Source organism: Leclercia sp. W6 (assembly GCF_003336345.1).
GTDB lineage: Bacteria > Pseudomonadota > Gammaproteobacteria > Enterobacterales > Enterobacteriaceae > Enterobacter.
The window spans coordinates 3,766,157-3,780,957 of sequence record NZ_CP031104.1; the positions used below are offsets into that span (position 1 = coordinate 3,766,157).

15 protein-coding genes and 1 pseudogene are annotated in these 14,801 nt (G+C 56.2%); 11 read left to right on the forward strand and 5 right to left on the reverse strand.

Annotation, left to right across the window (positions count from 1 at the left end; translation table 11 throughout):
* The first annotated feature begins 215 nt into the window (after window positions 1-215).
* The 4 genes and pseudogenes from rhaS (at window position 216) to yiiM (ending at window position 3,530) form a co-directional block, all read left to right on the forward strand.
* Window positions 216-1,052, forward strand: a pseudogene (rhaS, locus tag DVA43_RS18410) (HTH-type transcriptional activator RhaS).
* Between the two features lie 73 nt (window positions 1,053-1,125).
* Window positions 1,126-1,974, forward strand: a complete 849-nt coding sequence (gene rhaR, locus DVA43_RS18415) for an HTH-type transcriptional activator RhaR (protein ID WP_114316372.1) — start codon at window positions 1,126-1,128, stop codon at window positions 1,972-1,974.
* A 185-nt stretch (window positions 1,975-2,159) separates the two neighbouring features.
* Window positions 2,160-2,780, forward strand: coding sequence for a superoxide dismutase [Mn] (gene sodA, locus DVA43_RS18420; RefSeq protein WP_103177525.1), 621 nt, complete (start codon window positions 2,160-2,162; stop codon window positions 2,778-2,780).
* Between the two features lie 66 nt (window positions 2,781-2,846).
* Window positions 2,847-3,530 (forward strand): 6-hydroxyaminopurine reductase, encoded by a 684-nt coding sequence (gene yiiM / locus DVA43_RS18425; RefSeq protein WP_114316373.1) that lies wholly within the window; start codon window positions 2,847-2,849, stop codon window positions 3,528-3,530.
* A gap of 26 nt (window positions 3,531-3,556) precedes the next feature.
* Here yiiM and cpxA read toward each other — a convergent pair whose 3' ends face one another.
* Window positions 3,557-4,930 (reverse strand): envelope stress sensor histidine kinase CpxA, encoded by a 1,374-nt coding sequence (gene cpxA, locus DVA43_RS18430; RefSeq protein WP_103177523.1) that lies wholly within the window; start codon window positions 4,928-4,930, stop codon window positions 3,557-3,559.
* Window positions 4,927-5,625, reverse strand: coding sequence for an envelope stress response regulator transcription factor CpxR (gene cpxR, locus DVA43_RS18435; protein ID WP_039032144.1), 699 nt, complete (start codon window positions 5,623-5,625; stop codon window positions 4,927-4,929). The genes cpxA and cpxR overlap by 4 nt, the downstream gene beginning before the upstream one ends.
* 150 nt (window positions 5,626-5,775) lie before the next feature.
* On the opposite strand from cpxR, the gene cpxP reads away from it, so the two are divergent.
* The 6 genes from cpxP to DVA43_RS18470 all read left to right on the forward strand — a co-directional run bounded on the left by cpxP (window position 5,776) and on the right by DVA43_RS18470 (window position 11,908).
* Window positions 5,776-6,276 (forward strand): cell-envelope stress modulator CpxP, encoded by a 501-nt coding sequence (gene cpxP, locus DVA43_RS18440; RefSeq protein WP_114316374.1) that lies wholly within the window; start codon window positions 5,776-5,778, stop codon window positions 6,274-6,276.
* A 153-nt stretch (window positions 6,277-6,429) separates the two neighbouring features.
* Window positions 6,430-7,335: a CDF family cation-efflux transporter FieF gene (gene fieF, locus DVA43_RS18450; protein ID WP_114316375.1), complete on the forward strand. Its 906-nt coding sequence runs from the start codon at window positions 6,430-6,432 to the stop codon at window positions 7,333-7,335.
* A 175-nt stretch (window positions 7,336-7,510) separates the two neighbouring features.
* The gene (gene pfkA, locus DVA43_RS18455; RefSeq protein ID WP_103825256.1) at window positions 7,511-8,473 is read left to right on the forward strand and encodes a 6-phosphofructokinase; all 963 of its coding nucleotides are present in this window, start codon (window positions 7,511-7,513) and stop codon (window positions 8,471-8,473) included.
* A 213-nt stretch (window positions 8,474-8,686) separates the two neighbouring features.
* The gene (locus DVA43_RS18460; protein WP_114316376.1) at window positions 8,687-9,676 is read left to right on the forward strand and encodes a sulfate ABC transporter substrate-binding protein; all 990 of its coding nucleotides are present in this window, start codon (window positions 8,687-8,689) and stop codon (window positions 9,674-9,676) included.
* Window positions 9,677-9,786: 110 nt separating this feature from the next.
* Window positions 9,787-10,545: a CDP-diacylglycerol diphosphatase gene (locus DVA43_RS18465; RefSeq protein ID WP_114316377.1), complete on the forward strand. Its 759-nt coding sequence runs from the start codon at window positions 9,787-9,789 to the stop codon at window positions 10,543-10,545.
* A 58-nt stretch (window positions 10,546-10,603) separates the two neighbouring features.
* Window positions 10,604-11,908 (forward strand): SLC13 family permease, encoded by a 1,305-nt coding sequence (locus tag DVA43_RS18470; RefSeq protein WP_114316378.1) that lies wholly within the window; start codon window positions 10,604-10,606, stop codon window positions 11,906-11,908.
* Between the two features lie 81 nt (window positions 11,909-11,989).
* Here the strand turns inward: DVA43_RS18470 and tpiA are convergent, their stop codons facing one another.
* Together tpiA and DVA43_RS18480 are read right to left on the reverse strand one after the other, a co-directional pair.
* Window positions 11,990-12,757: a triose-phosphate isomerase gene (gene tpiA / locus DVA43_RS18475; protein WP_103825252.1), complete on the reverse strand. Its 768-nt coding sequence runs from the start codon at window positions 12,755-12,757 to the stop codon at window positions 11,990-11,992.
* Between the two features lie 110 nt (window positions 12,758-12,867).
* Complete coding sequence (locus tag DVA43_RS18480) at window positions 12,868-13,464, reverse strand: DUF1454 family protein (RefSeq protein WP_103177515.1); 597 nt, start codon at window positions 13,462-13,464, stop codon at window positions 12,868-12,870.
* 113 nt (window positions 13,465-13,577) lie between these two features.
* Here DVA43_RS18480 and DVA43_RS18485 point away from each other — a divergent pair, with 113 nt between their 5' ends.
* On the forward strand, window positions 13,578-13,997 hold the full coding sequence (locus tag DVA43_RS18485) for a DUF805 domain-containing protein (protein ID WP_114316379.1): 420 nt from the start codon (window positions 13,578-13,580) through the stop codon (window positions 13,995-13,997).
* On the opposite strand, the gene fpr is transcribed toward DVA43_RS18485, so the two are convergent.
* Complete coding sequence (gene fpr, locus DVA43_RS18490) at window positions 13,998-14,744, reverse strand: ferredoxin--NADP(+) reductase (protein ID WP_114316380.1); 747 nt, start codon at window positions 14,742-14,744, stop codon at window positions 13,998-14,000.
* Window positions 14,745-14,801 lie beyond the last annotated feature (57 nt).

Below are 14,801 nucleotides of genomic sequence, written 5' to 3' on the forward strand. Positions count from 1 at the left end.
GCGCTGGCAAGAAAGCAAAGATGAACGTGAGAGAGTTCACATTTTCTGTTTTTAACGGCTCTTGCAGGCGATGTGACGGTGACCGCATTTCCAGATCTTTCCCGCTGCTTCTTGAAAAAGCGACAGGGTTTGCGCCATTTGCTGTCGAAAATTTAAGGTGAGGCGGGGAGCCCTAAATTACTATTTTGAGAACTCTTATCATCTGGTGACCCGTTATGACCGTACTGCACAGCGTGGATTTTTTTCCTTCAGGCCACTCGCCTGTGGCGATTGAGCCGCGGCTGCCCCAGGCTGCCTTTCCGGAACATCATCATGATTTTCATGAGATTGTGATCGTGGAGCACGGTACGGGTATCCATGTCTTCAACGGCCAGCCGTACACCATCAGCGGCGGAACGGTCTGCTTTGTGCGCGATCATGACCGGCACATGTATGAACATACCGATAATCTGTGCCTGACCAACGTGCTCTATCGCTCCCCGGAGGCGTTCTAGTTTTTGTCGGGATTGAATCAGCTGCTGCCCCAGGAGCAGGACGGGCACTATCCGTCGCACTGGCGGGTGAACCAGGCCACGCTGCAACAGGTGCGCCAGCTGGTGAGCCAGATGGAGCAGGCTGAAGAGGGGCAGGAGACGCACGCCCTCGCCAGCCGTGAAATCCTCTTTATGCAGCTGCTGGTGCTGCTGCGCCGCGGCAGCCTGGTCGAAGGGGCGGCGGATAACGACGCCCGCCTCAACCAGCTGATGGCCTGGCTGGAAGATCACTACGCGGAGGATGTCTGCTGGGAGACGCTGGCGGATAACTTCTCTCTTTCGCTGCGCACCTTGCATCGCCAGCTCAAACAGCACACCGGGCAGACGCCGCAGCGCTACCTGAACCGGCTGCGGCTGATTAAAGCGCGGCATCTGCTGCGCCATACCGATGATAGCGTCACAGATATCGCCTATCGCTGCGGTTTCGGCGACAGTAACCACTTTTCGACCCTGTTTCGCCGGGAATTTAGCTGGTCGCCGCGCGATATTCGCCAGGGCCGGGATGCTTCACTTCAGTAACGCGAGGAAAATCACCGTTTTATTGCCGTAAAGCGGGTAATAATGTCAGGTTATTCCCCGGTGAGGTTGTGACGTGGCAGGACAGTTGATTCTTCGCAGAGCCGATTTTTTTGCATCCGCTGCTCAGGCCGTCGCGGTGGCGGACCGCTATCCGCAGAATGTCTTTGCCGAACATACCCACGACTTTTGCGAGCTGGTGCTGGTGTGGCGCGGCAACGGCCTGCATATCCTCAACGATCGCCCCTACCGTATTACCCGCGGTGACCTGTTTTACATCCGCGCGGAAGATAAACACTCCTACGCCTCGGTGAACGATCTGGTGCTTCAGAACATCATCTACTGCCCCGACCGGCTGAAGCTCAACGTGGACTGGGGAGCCAACATCCCCGGCTTTATGAACGCCCGCGGGGCACCGCACTGGCGGCTTGGCAGCAACGGTATGACTCAGGTGCGCCAGATCATTGCCCAGCTGGAGCAGGAGAGCCTGAAGGACGATCCCCACGGCTATGACCTGGCGGAGCTGCTGTTTGCCCAGCTGGTGATCATGCTCAAACGTTACCGCTACGCCCCGGACAACCCGACCGCCAGCGAGCCGGAAGCGCTGCTGGATAAGCTTATCACCGCGCTGTCCGGCAGCCTGAACCGCAGCTTTGTGCTGGAGAAGTTTTGCGAGCAGGAGCAGTGCAGCGAGCGAGCCCTGCGCCAGCAGTTCCGCACCCAGACCGGCATGACGGTGAACCACTATCTGCGTCAGCTGCGGATCTGCCACGCCCAGTATCTGCTGCAGCATACCGAGCTGATGGTCAGCGAAGTGGCGATGCAGTGCGGCTTTGAGGACAGCAACTACTTCTCGGTGGTGTTTAACCGCGAAGTGGGGATGACCCCGGTTCAGTGGCGCCACCGCAGCCATAACGCCGCGTAATAGAATCCCGGCTCTACCCCTGACTTCTCCGCAGCCCCCGCCAGATCAGTGACATAACGAAAAGTTATAACCATATTAAAACTACGGCATTGATAAACATTTTCAATATCATTTAATTAACTATAATGAACCAACTGCTTACGCGGCATTAACACGTTTGCCGCCCGACAATAATGGAGATGATTATGAGCTATACCCTGCCATCCCTGCCGTACGCTTACGACGCCCTGGAGCCGCATTTCGACAAGCAGACGATGGAAATCCATCACACCAAACACCACCAGACTTACGTTAACAACGCCAACGCGGCGCTGGAAAGCCTGCCAGAATTCGCGAGCCTGCCGGTTGAAGAGCTGATCACCAAACTGGATCAACTGCCAGCCGACAAGAAAACCGTACTGCGCAACAACGCGGGCGGCCATGCTAACCACAGCCTGTTCTGGAAAGGCCTGAAAACCGGCACTACCCTGCAGGGCGACCTGAAATCCGCTATCGAGCGTGACTTCGGCTCCGTTGAGAACTTCAAAGCTGAGTTTGAAAAAGCGGCTGCTACCCGTTTCGGCTCCGGCTGGGCGTGGCTGGTTCTGAAAGGCGACAAACTGGCGGTAGTCTCTACGGCTAACCAGGACTCCCCGCTGATGGGCGAAGCAATCTCTGGCGCATCCGGTTTCCCAATCCTGGGCCTGGACGTGTGGGAACACGCTTACTACCTGAAATTCCAGAACCGTCGCCCGGACTACATCAAAGCCTTCTGGGACGTCGTCAACTGGGACGAAGCTGCGGCACGTTTCGCTGCTAAAAAATAAGGTTGCAAAGCCTTCTGTGAGAAGCGAGTCTGATGACTCGCTTTTTTTGTATCTGAAGGAGTAGAGATGCATTACCCGGTGAATGTGTTTACAGGCAAGGTAAGGGACTACGACGGCAGCCGCCCGAGCGCAATTGCTAAAGTGCAGGTCGACGGTGAGCTGACCTTAACCGACCTTGGACTGGCAGGTGACGAGCAGGCGGAAAAGAAGATCCACGGCGGGCCCGATCGCGCGCTGTGCCACTATCCGCGAGAGCACTATCAGCACTGGGCAAGGGAATTTCCCGCTCAGGCCGATCTCTTTGTCGCCCCGGCGTTTGGCGAAAACCTCTCAACCGAGGGGCTGACGGAGAAGAACGTCTTTATCGGCGACATCTTTCGCTGGGGGGATGCCCTGATCCAGGTGACCCAGCCGCGCTCGCCGTGCTTCAAACTCAACTTCCATTTCGGCATCAGCGATATGGCTACGCAGATGCAGAACGCGGCGAAAACCGGCTGGCTCTATCGGGTGGTGCTGGCAGGAGAGGTATCGGCGGATGCGCCCCTGGAGCTGGCGTCACGCCTGAGCGACGTATCGGTACAGGACGCCTGCGCTATCGCCTGGCATATGCCGTTTGACGACGAACAGTATCAGCGTCTGCTGGCGGCGGCGGGCTTGTCAACAAGCTGGACCAGAACCATGCAGAAACGGCGTTTAAGCGGGAAGATCGAGAATAATTCGCGGAGATTGTGGGGAAACCAGGCCGGGTAAGGCGAAGCCACTACCCGGCATAATAACTACGAACGTTTATACAACGGCAGCCAGAGGGTTAAACGCAACCCACCTAGCGGGCTGTCGTCCGCTTTCACCCAGCCGCGATGCTGCTGAATGGCGGTTTCGACAATCGCCAGACCCAGCCCGGTGCCGCCAGATTCACGGTCGCGGGCTTCGTCAGTACGGTAGAACGGACGGAAAATCTGCTCACGATCTTCCGGGCTGACGCCGGGACCATCGTCATCCACGTTAATGGTGATGCCGTCTTTATCCACCGAGAACGCCACCTCGATTTTGGTATGCGAGTAGCGCAGGGCGTTACGGACGATATTCTCCAGCGCGCTTTCCAGCGCATTCGGGTTACCGTACAGCGGCCACGGGCCCGGCGGGAAATTAACGGTGAACGATTTACCCATCTGCTCCGCTTCGAAGGCGGCGTTATCCAGCACTTCGCCCCACAAGTGGTTAGCCTTCATCGTTTCGCTGACCAGCGCGTTTTTCTGCTGATTGCGCGACATCACCAGCAGGTCGTTGATCATGCTGTCCAGACGGTGGGCTTCCGTTTCGATACGCTCCAGCTCCTTGCTCTCACCACTGCGGCGGCGCAGCAGGGCGGTGCCCAGTTGCAGACGCGTCAGCGGGGTGCGCAGCTCGTGGGAGATATCAGAGAGCAGACGCTGCTGGGTCGTCATCATCCGCTCCAGCGCCGTCACCATCTGGTTGAAGCTGGCCCCTGCCGCCAGGAACTCCTGCGGCCCGGCTTCCAGTTCCGGGTGCTGTCGCAGGTTGCCCTGCGCCACTTCATCCGCGGCGTTTTTCAGTTTGCGCGCCGGCTTCGCCAGGCTCCATGCGAGCCACAACAACAGCGGTGAACTCACCAGCATGGTGACAATCAGCAGCAGCAGCGGGCGGTCAAACAGCAGGTTGATAAAGTCGGACTGGGAGCTGCTCGCCGGGCGGATCAGGTAGAGCTGGTAATTATCCTCCCCGTCATTGACGGAGAACGGCCCCACCATCTCCACCCGACCATATTTTTTCTTTTGCGGGTGATCGGCGTTATCTGCCTGGCCAATGAAGTTACGGATGATCTGCATTTCATTGCGGTCCGCACCAATCACGCGACCTTCGCTGGTCACCAGCAGCAGGCGTTGTCCGGGAGGCGCCCATTTTTCGATAGCGCGAAACAGCCTGCGCCACCACATCAAATCATTGGGTGGATCGGTGGCCAGCTCTGCTTCTACGTGTTGCTCGATCATCACACCCTGACGTTGCTCGCTGTCGAGGAGCTCCGTCATCTGGCGTGAGTCGAGTTTTGGCAACATCAAAACCAGCATTAAAACCAGTGCCAGCGTCAGCCAGAAAATGGCGAAGATGCGGGCGGTTAAGCTACCTATCATGAAGCGGAAACCATCAGATAGCCGCGTCCACGCAGGGTTTTAAACCACGGGTGACCATCTTTGCGCTCCGGCAGCTTACGGCGCAGGTTCGAGATGTGCATATCAATGGCGCGGTCGAACGGCGTCAGGCGTTTACCCAACACTTCCTGGCTCAGATGTTCACGCGATACCACCTGGCCCAGATGCTGCGCCAGCAGGTAAAGCAGGGTGAATTCGGTGCCGGTCAGCTCCAGCGCCTGGCCGTCAAAGCTCGCTTCCTGGCGGCCTGGATTGAGGCTCAGGGAGTCCACTTCCAGAGTAGGGGAACCGTTGTCGGTGTTTTGCTGCTGCTCGCTCCAGTGGGAACGGCGCAGGATCGCCCGAATACGCGCCACCAGTTCACGGTCGTTAAACGGTTTTGGCAGATAGTCATCAGCGCCCAGCTCAAGGCCGAGTACGCGGTCAAGTTCGCTGCCGCGCGCGGTCAGCATAATAACGGGGGTCTGGTGTGTCTGGCGCAGCTCTTTAAGGGTGTCGATACCGTTTTTCTTCGGCATCATAACGTCGAGCAAAAGCAAGTCGATGCTATCGTCGAGTAGGCTCAGCGCCTGCTCCCCATCATGGGCAACCGACACGTCAAAGCCTTCCATGTCGAGCAACTCCTTTAAAAGGGATGTCAGCTCTCGGTCATCATCAACTAACAGGATTTTATTCATTGTTTAAATACCTCCGAGGCAGAAATTACGTCATCAAGGCTATCTAATCCATGACTTTACGTTGTTTTACACCCCCTGACACATGTTTGCAGCCTGAATCGTAGACTGTCTCTCGTTGAATCGCGACACGAAAGATTTTGGGAGTAAGTGATGCGCATAGTTACCGCTGCCGTCATGGCCTCAACGCTGGCGTTTAGTGCATTTAGCCAGGCTGCTGGAGCTATCACCGGCGATAACCGTTCCTCAGCAGAGGGCATTGCGCAGCAAAACGGCCAGGGCCACATGTTTGACGGCATAAGTTTAACCGAACATCAGCGTCAACAGATGCGAGATCTGATGCAGCGGGCTCGTCATGACCAGCCCCCTGTTAATGTTAGCGAAATGGAGACAATGCACCGCCTTGTCACCGCAGAAAATTTTGACGAAAACGCTGTGCGCGCTCAGGCAAACAAAATGGCGCAGGAACAGGTTGCCCGCCAGGTCGAAATGGCCCGGGTCCGCAACCAGATGTTTCACCTGCTAACGCCAGAGCAGCAAGCGATTTTGAACCAGAAACACCAGCAACGTATGGACCAGTTGCGCGAGGTTGCACGGATGCAGAAGAACGCTGAATCGACGCTTTTTAGTAGCAACACCCGTAGTAACCAGTAAACCCTGTTTTCCTTGCCATAGACACCATCCCTGTCTTCCCCCACATGATGTGGGGGTTTTTTTTGCCCATCATTAAAATGCGTTAACCGTTTATTCATCTTATTGACTCCTCTGCATCCGTTATACTAGCGGCATAGCGTGACAGGAGTGTTTATGAATCAATCCTATGGACGGCTGGTGAGCCGGGCCGCAATCGCCGCGACGGTCATGGCGTCGTGCCTGTTAGTCATTAAAATCTTCGCGTGGTGGTATACCGGTTCGGTCAGTATTCTGGCGGCGCTGGTGGACTCCCTGGTGGATATTGCCGCCTCGGTGACGAACCTGTGGGTGGTGCGTTACTCGTTACAGCCAGCGGACGAAGAGCATACCTTTGGTCATGGCAAAGCGGAGTCGCTGGCGGCACTGGCGCAAAGCATGTTTATTTCCGGTTCAGCGCTGTTCCTCTTTTTGACTGGCATTCAGCATCTGTATACCCCGTCGCCGATGAAAGATCCCGGCGTCGGCGTGGTGGTAACCATTATTGCACTTATAAGCACATTAGTTCTGGTAACGTTCCAGCGCTGGGTGGTGCGTAAAACGCAGAGTCAGGCGGTACGGGCAGATATGCTTCATTATCAGTCTGATGTTATGATGAACGGTGCGATTCTTATTGCGCTCGGTCTGGCCTGGTATGGCTGGCACCGGGCCGATGCGTTATTTGCGTTAGGGATTGGATTCTATATTTTATACAGTGCGTTGCGTATGGGGTACGATGCAGTGCAATCCCTGCTCGATCGCGCACTGCCAGACGCAGAACGGCATGAAATCTTTGAAATTGTGACCTCCTGGCCCGGCGTCAGCGGCGCTCACGATCTTCGCACGCGGCAGTCAGGGCCGACCCGCTTTATTCAGATTCATTTAGAAATGGAAGATAACCTGCCGCTCGTTCAGGCCCATCTGGTGGCGGAACAGGTTGAACAGGCGATTTTGCAGCGTTTCCCGGGGTCAGATGTCATTATTCACCAGGATCCCTGCTCAGTCGTGCCTAAGCCAGGTACTGGACATTTTGGGCTTTCGTAATTCGTTGTAAAAAAGTGAACCGGGGCAGCATTTTGTGGAAAAATAACCGCCATTTGGTCTGACCTGAATCAATTCAGCGGGAAGTGATTGATATACTATTTGCACTATTCGTTGGTCGATAGGACGTCTTCCGGCAACAGATTTCATTTTTGCATTCCTAAGTTCAGAGGTAGTCATGATTAAGAAAATCGGTGTGTTGACAAGCGGCGGTGATGCGCCCGGCATGAACGCAGCAATTCGTGGTGTAGTGCGCGCAGCGTTGACGGAAGGTCTGGAAGTTTTTGGTATCTATGACGGTTATCTGGGCCTGTATGAAGATCGCATGGTGCAGCTCGACCGCTACAGCGTGTCCGACATGATTAACCGTGGCGGTACCTTCCTGGGCTCCGCGCGTTTCCCGGAATTCCGCGATGAGCGCATCCGTGAAGTGGCTATCGAGAACATGAAAAAACGCGGCCTGGACGCGCTGGTTGTTATCGGCGGTGACGGTTCCTACATGGGGGCAAAACGCCTGACTGAAATGGGCTTCCCGTGCATCGGTCTGCCAGGCACCATCGACAACGACATCAAAGGCACCGACTACACCATCGGTTACTTCACTGCGCTGGGCACCGTGGTAGAGGCGATTGACCGTCTGCGCGACACCTCTTCTTCTCACCAGCGTATCTCTATCGTCGAAGTGATGGGCCGCTACTGTGGCGACCTGACCCTGGCGGCGGCGATTGCGGGTGGCTGTGAGTTCATCGTGGTGCCGGAAGTGGAATTCAGCCGTGAAGATCTGGTGGCAGAAATCAAAGCCGGTATCGCCAAAGGTAAGAAACACGCCATCGTTGCCATCACCGAGCACATCTGCGACGTTGACGAGCTGGCGAAGTACATTGAAGCCGAAACCAAACGCGAAACCCGCGCGACCGTTCTTGGCCACATCCAGCGTGGCGGCTCTCCGGGTCCTTACGACCGTATTCTGGCATCCCGTATGGGCGCTTACGCGATTGAACTGCTGCAGCAGGGCTTTGGCGGGCGTTGCGTCGGCATTCAGAACGAAAAGCTGGTTCACCATGACATCATCGACGCTATTGAAAACATGAAGCGTCCGTTCAAAGGTGACTGGCTGGAGTGCGCGAAAAAGCTGTACTGATCGGCGGCTGTTGCCCGGTGGCGCTGTGCTGACCGGGCCTACAAAAGCATGGTTCGTAGGCCGGGTAAGGCGTAGCTGCCACCCGGCTTTTTTGTGCGCTCATACCCTCTTTTTATTCCCCTGTGTTATAGCCAATCTTTTTTTATTCTTTAATCATTGGTTCGCTTTCTGGCACCCTGCACTCATCAAACACAACATTAAGAGAGTTGGGCGATGAATAAATGGGGCGTGGGTTTAACGTTATTGCTGGCATCGACCAGCGTTCTGGCAAAGGATATTCAGTTACTGAACGTGTCTTACGATCCGACGCGTGAACTGTACGAGCAGTACAACAAAGCGTTCGCCGCACACTGGAAACAGGAAACCGGCGATAACGTCGTGATCCGCCAGTCCCACGGTGGCTCCGGCAAGCAGGCGACCTCGGTGATTAACGGCATTGAAGCCGACGTCGTGACCCTGGCGCTGGCGTATGACGTGGACGCTATCGCGGAACGTGGCCGTATCGATAAAAACTGGATCAAACGCCTGCCGGACAACTCCGCGCCGTATACCTCCACCATCGTTTTCCTGGTTCGCAAAGGTAACCCGAAACAGATCCATGACTGGAACGATCTGGTTAAGCCGGGCGTATCGGTCATCACTCCAAACCCAAAAAGCTCTGGCGGCGCTCGCTGGAACTACCTGGCAGCCTGGGGTTACGCCCTGCACCAGAACAATGGCGATCAGGCTAAAGCGCAGGATTTCGTGAAAGCGCTGTTTAAAAACGTCGAAGTGCTGGACTCCGGCGCGCGTGGCGCAACCAACACCTTCGTTGAACGCGGCATTGGTGATGTGCTGATTGCGTGGGAAAACGAAGCGCTGCTGGCGACTAACGAACTGGGTAAAGACAAATTTGAAATTGTCACTCCAAGCGAATCCATTCTGGCTGAGCCAACCGTCTCCGTTGTCGATAAAGTAGTGGATAAGAAAGGCACCCAGGCCGTGGCGGAAGCCTACCTGAAATACCTTTACTCCCCGGAAGGCCAGGAGATTGCCGCGAAGAATTTCTACCGTCCACGTGATGAGGCGGTGGCGAAGAAGTATGAGAACGCCTTCCCGAAACTGAAGCTCTTCACTATCGATGAGGTCTTCGGCGGCTGGACGAAAGCGCAGAAAGATCACTTCTCGAATGGCGGCACCTTCGATCAGATCAGCAAGCGTTAAGCATTTTTTGAAGAACGACACGGGACCCGGTGTGAGAAATCCACCGGGTTTTTTATTTGTTCATTTTTATGCGTTACTCTTTGGCGTCAGGTGGATACAGGGAATGCGCTGTGAAAAAAATAATCGTGCTGGTACTGGTTGTGATTGCGCTCGCGACAGGTGTCGGGTTCTGGCTGAAAGCGGGTAACCCAAACGCATTGCGGCATATCGTTCTCGACCAGTGTGTGCCTGGTCAGATGCAGAACCGTAACCCGGCGCCCTGTGCGCTGGTAAAAACGGATGCGGGATATGTGGTGTTTAAAGATCGCAACGGGCCGCTGCAATATCTGCTGATGCCCACGTACCGCATCAAGGGTACCGAAAGCCCGCTTCTGACCGAGGCTCAGACGCCCAATTTCTTCTGGCTGGCGTGGCAGTCGCGCCACTTTATGAGCATGAAGCGGGGAAGCAATGTACCCGACAGTGCAGTTTCACTGACCATCAACTCCCCGACCGGTCGCACGCAAAATCATTTTCATATCCATATCTCCTGCCTGCGCCCGGACGTGCGCGAGAAGCTCAATGCCAGTCAGGGGCAAATCAGCACCCAGTGGCTGCCGTTCCCCGGCGGACTGGAGGGGAATGAATACCTGGCGCGTCGGGTGACGGAAGCGGAGCTGGTGAAACGCAGCCCGTTTATGATGCTGGCAGAAGAGCTGCCGGAAGCGCGCGACCATATGGGACGCTTTGCGCTGGCGATGGCGCAGCAGGCGGACGGATCGTTTATCCTGTTGGCAACCGAGCGCAACCTGCTGACGTTTAACCTCGCTTCCGCTGAGGAATTACAGGATCATCAATGCACTATCCTGAATGAACCCCACCATAAATAGCGTTTACTCGCCCTGCCTGTCGCCGTAGACTTGCTGAAAAATTCTACAGGAGACAGGCATGTCGCTCTGGTTCACTCACCCGCTGTTTCTGCCCTCGCTGATTATCGTCGTCACTATCATTCTGTGGGCCACCTCGCTGCTGCCGGAATTCCTCACCGCGCTGCTGTTCTTCACTGCGGCGATGATCGCGCGTATTGCCCCGCCGGAGGTGATTTTTGGCGGTTTTGCCTCGTCAGCATTCTGGCTGGTGTTCAGCGGATTTGTGTTGGGGGTGGCGATCCGCAAAACCGGGCTGGCGGACAGGGCGGCGCGGGCGCTGTCGGCCAGGCTGACCGACTCCTGGCCGCTGATGGTGGCAAGCGTAGTGCTGCTCACCTATGCGCTGGCGTTTGTGATGCCCTCCAACATGGGGCGCATCGCGCTGCTGATGCCCATCGTGGCGGCGATGGCGAAGCGGGCGGGCATTGCGGACGGTACGCGGGCGTGGTTCGGCCTGGCGCTGGCGGTGGGGTTTGGCACCTTCCAGCTATCGGCCACCATCCTTCCGGCCAACGTACCTAATCTGGTGATGAGCGGGGCGGCGGAAGGCTCGTACGGCATCCATCTTAACTATGTTCCGTACCTGCTGCTGCACACGCCTGTGCTGGGTATTCTCAAGGGTCTGATCCTGATCGGCCTGATCTGCTGGCTGTTCCCCGGCGCGCCAAAACCGGCGAAGGATTTGACTCCGCCGGAGCCGATGGGCCGCGACGAAAAACGCCTCGCCTGGCTGCTGGCGGTGGTGCTGGTGATGTGGGTAACTGAAAGCTGGCACGGCATTGGACCGGCGTGGACCGGGCTCGCGGCGTCGATTGTGGTGATGCTGCCGCGGGTTGGCTTTATCACCGGGGACGAATTCTCGGCGGGGGTGAATATGCGCACCTGTATTTATGTGGCGGGTATTCTCGGGCTGGCGATCACCGTGACGCAAACCGGTATTGGCAGTGCGTTGGGCGAGGCGCTGATGCGGGTAATGCCGCTGGATGCCGATGCGCCGTTCACCAGTTTCCTGGCCCTGACCGGCATCACCACCGCCCTGAATTTCATTATGACCGCCAACGGCGTACCGGCGCTGTATACGACCCTGGCGCAAAGCTTCTCGGACGCCACCGGCTTTCCGCTGCTGTCGGTGATTATGATTCAGGTGCTGGGGTATTCCACGCCGCTGCTGCCGTATCAGGCGTCGCCGATTGTGGTGGCGATGGGGCTGGGAAGGGTGCCTGCGCGGGCGGGGATGCTGCTCTGTCTGGCGCTGGCGGTGGCAACCTATCTGGTGCTGCTGCCGCTGGATTATCTGTGGTTTAGCCTGCTGGGACGGCTGTAAAAAAGCCCGGTAGCGCTGACGCTTACCGGGCCTGGGGTATCGTAGGGCGGGTCAGCGAAGCGCCACCCGCCACAGATGCTCTTACGCCTGTTTCGCTGCTTCTGCTGCTTTAACGATCACCGCGAAAGCGTCTGCTTTCAGGGATGCGCCGCCAACCAGCGCGCCGTCGATGTCCGGCTGGGTGAACAGCTCTGCTGCGTTAGATGCGTTTACGGAACCGCCGTACTGGATGATCACTTGCTCAGCCACTTTCGCGTCGGCTTTCGCAATGTGGTCACGGATGAATTTGTGAACGGCCTGAGCCTGTGCTGGGGTGGCAGATTTGCCGGTACCGATCGCCCATACTGGCTCGTAAGCAATGACCGCACCTTCGAACGCGCTCGCGCCCTGAGTGGTCAGGACTGCGTCGATCTGACGTGCGCAGACTTCTTCGGTTTTGCCCGCTTCGTTTTCTGCTTCGGTTTCACCGATGCACAGAACCGGGATCAGACCCTGCTCTTTCAGCACAGCGAATTTCTTGGCGATGAACTCGTCGGACTCTTTGTGGTAGGTACGACGCTCAGAGTGGCCAATAATGATGTATTTTGCGCCGATATCTTTCAGCATTTCAGCGGAGGTTTCACCGGTGAACGCGCCAGACAGGTTAACGTCAACGTTCTGGGCACCCAGAACGATGTGGCTGCCGTCAGCCGCTTTCTTAGCCATATCCAGGTACATGTCCGGCGGAGCGATAGCAACAGCACAGCCAGTCACACCAGCCAGCTCTTTACGCAGGTTAGTTACCAGCTCGTTTACCATGTGGCGGCTGCCGTTCAGTTTCCAGTTACCCATCACTAAAGGATGTCGCATTTCAATTCTCCACGCTCAAGAGCGAATTAAGGAATATGGCCGCCCGACAGGGCAGCATGGTCTGTGAATCAGTATAGAGATTTTCCCTCGAAAGGCTTTGCTTTTTGTCATTAATTCGACCCGCCGAGTGCCTCAGATAGCGCCAGCTTAATCGGTTCAACAGCGAAGGTCAGCCCCTTTTCGCCGTTATCTGCCACGACATAGCGAACCGCGCCTTCCGTTTCGGCGTAATAGCGCTTGTTTTTACCGGCTGTGAGGAGCTTTTGCAGCTTTTGCTGGCTTTGGGCTTTGGTCAGGGCAGGGGTAAAGGCGCGTAAAATGGCGCTCATATACTCCAGCGCTTTGGCTTTGGCGGCTTTCTGCTCCGGCCCCTGAATCGGCAGCCAGGTAATCTGCATACTTTTGATTTTGAGGGTTCCGCGCTCAAGCGCCGTCGAGGCGTACAAATTCTCATTAATTTTGCTGGCAGCCCGGGTCAGGTTCGGGGTGTCGCGGGTGCCATCAATGGAGCGAAACTCATTGAGTGGCAGCTTTGGATTGTCCTGATTGAAGGCTTCACGGAACAGGCTGATAGACTGATCAAAGGTCGGCGCGCCCGGCATCACATAGGGTGCGGTAGCCGATACGGAAGTCTCAGCAGCATGCAGAGGTGCGCTTGCACCCAACAGTGTTAAACCCAGCCAAATAAGGTGAAACCACATCTTCATCAATAAAGTCTCTGAATGTTACTGCCCACGATTAAAACGGGATCCGGCTGGCTTGTCAAAAGGAGGCGACTCCAGGGTAAACTACGCGCCGCGATGACTTTTAGGAACCTGACATGACCATACAGCAGTGGTTGTTTTCATTCAAAGGGCGTATTGGACGCCGTGATTTCTGGATCTGGATTGGCGTATGGATTGTCGCCATGCTGGCTCTGTTTATTTTTGCCAATAACGCCTGGTTGAACACCCAGACGGCGGCCTTCGCGCTGGTATCGCTGCTGTGGCCGACCGCGGCGGTGTTAGTAAAACGTCTGCACGATCGTGGGCGTTCGGGATTGTGGGCGCTGCTGGTGATACTGGCGTGGATGCTGCTGGCAGGCAACTGGTCAATGCTACCCTCCATGCTGCCGTGGGTAGTGGGCAGGCTGATCCCTACCATTATTTTTGTGATGATCATTGTCGACCTGGGCGCGTTTGTAGGCACCCAGGGCGAGAATAAATACGGTAAAGATACGATCGACGTAAAGTACCGCTAATTACCAGTAGTGTTCTGCGGTCATATGGCCCGGCCGACGGCGTAAATGCTTGGTCATTTGCCGGGTCTCTTTCAGGAGTTGTTGGGTATCACGCACCATTTGCGGGTTGCCACACAGCATCACGTGGCTGGTGTCGGCCTCCATCTTCAGACCCACGGCGGCTTCTAGCTCGCCATTTTCAATCAGGGCCGGTACGCGCCCGTGGAGTGACCCCGGCACCGTTTCACGACTCACCACCGTCTGGATTTTCACTTTCCCTTCATAACGCTTCTGCAGTTCCTGCATCAGCGGCAGGTAGCTCAGGTCTGCTGCGTAGCGCGCGGCATGCACGAGAACGATATTTTTAAAGCGATCCAGGTCCCGCCCATATTGCAGGATCGACAGGTAAGGGCCGATGGCGGTACCGGTCGCCAGCATCCACAGCGTCTCGCAGTCTGGCACTTCATCCAGCACGAAGAAGCCTGCGGCTTCGCTGACAATCTGGATCTCATCGTCGGGTTTAAGTGCCGCCAGGCGCGGGCTGAGTTTGCCATCGGGAACGGTGACAAGGTAGAACTCGAGATCCGGATTATCCGGCGCGTTGACATAGGAGTAGGCGCGCTGCACGCGTTCGCCGTCGATCATCAGCCCCAGCTTGGCAAATTGCCCGGCCGTGAAAGGCTGGATGGGCGCATGTACGGTGAGGCTAAATAGCGCATCGGTCCAGAACTCTACCTTTTTGACTTTACCTGTTACCCAGTCTGCCATGATGTTCTCCTGTACTGATCTCGGGTTCTATCTTCCTTACCTGAGAGGGAGATTTCC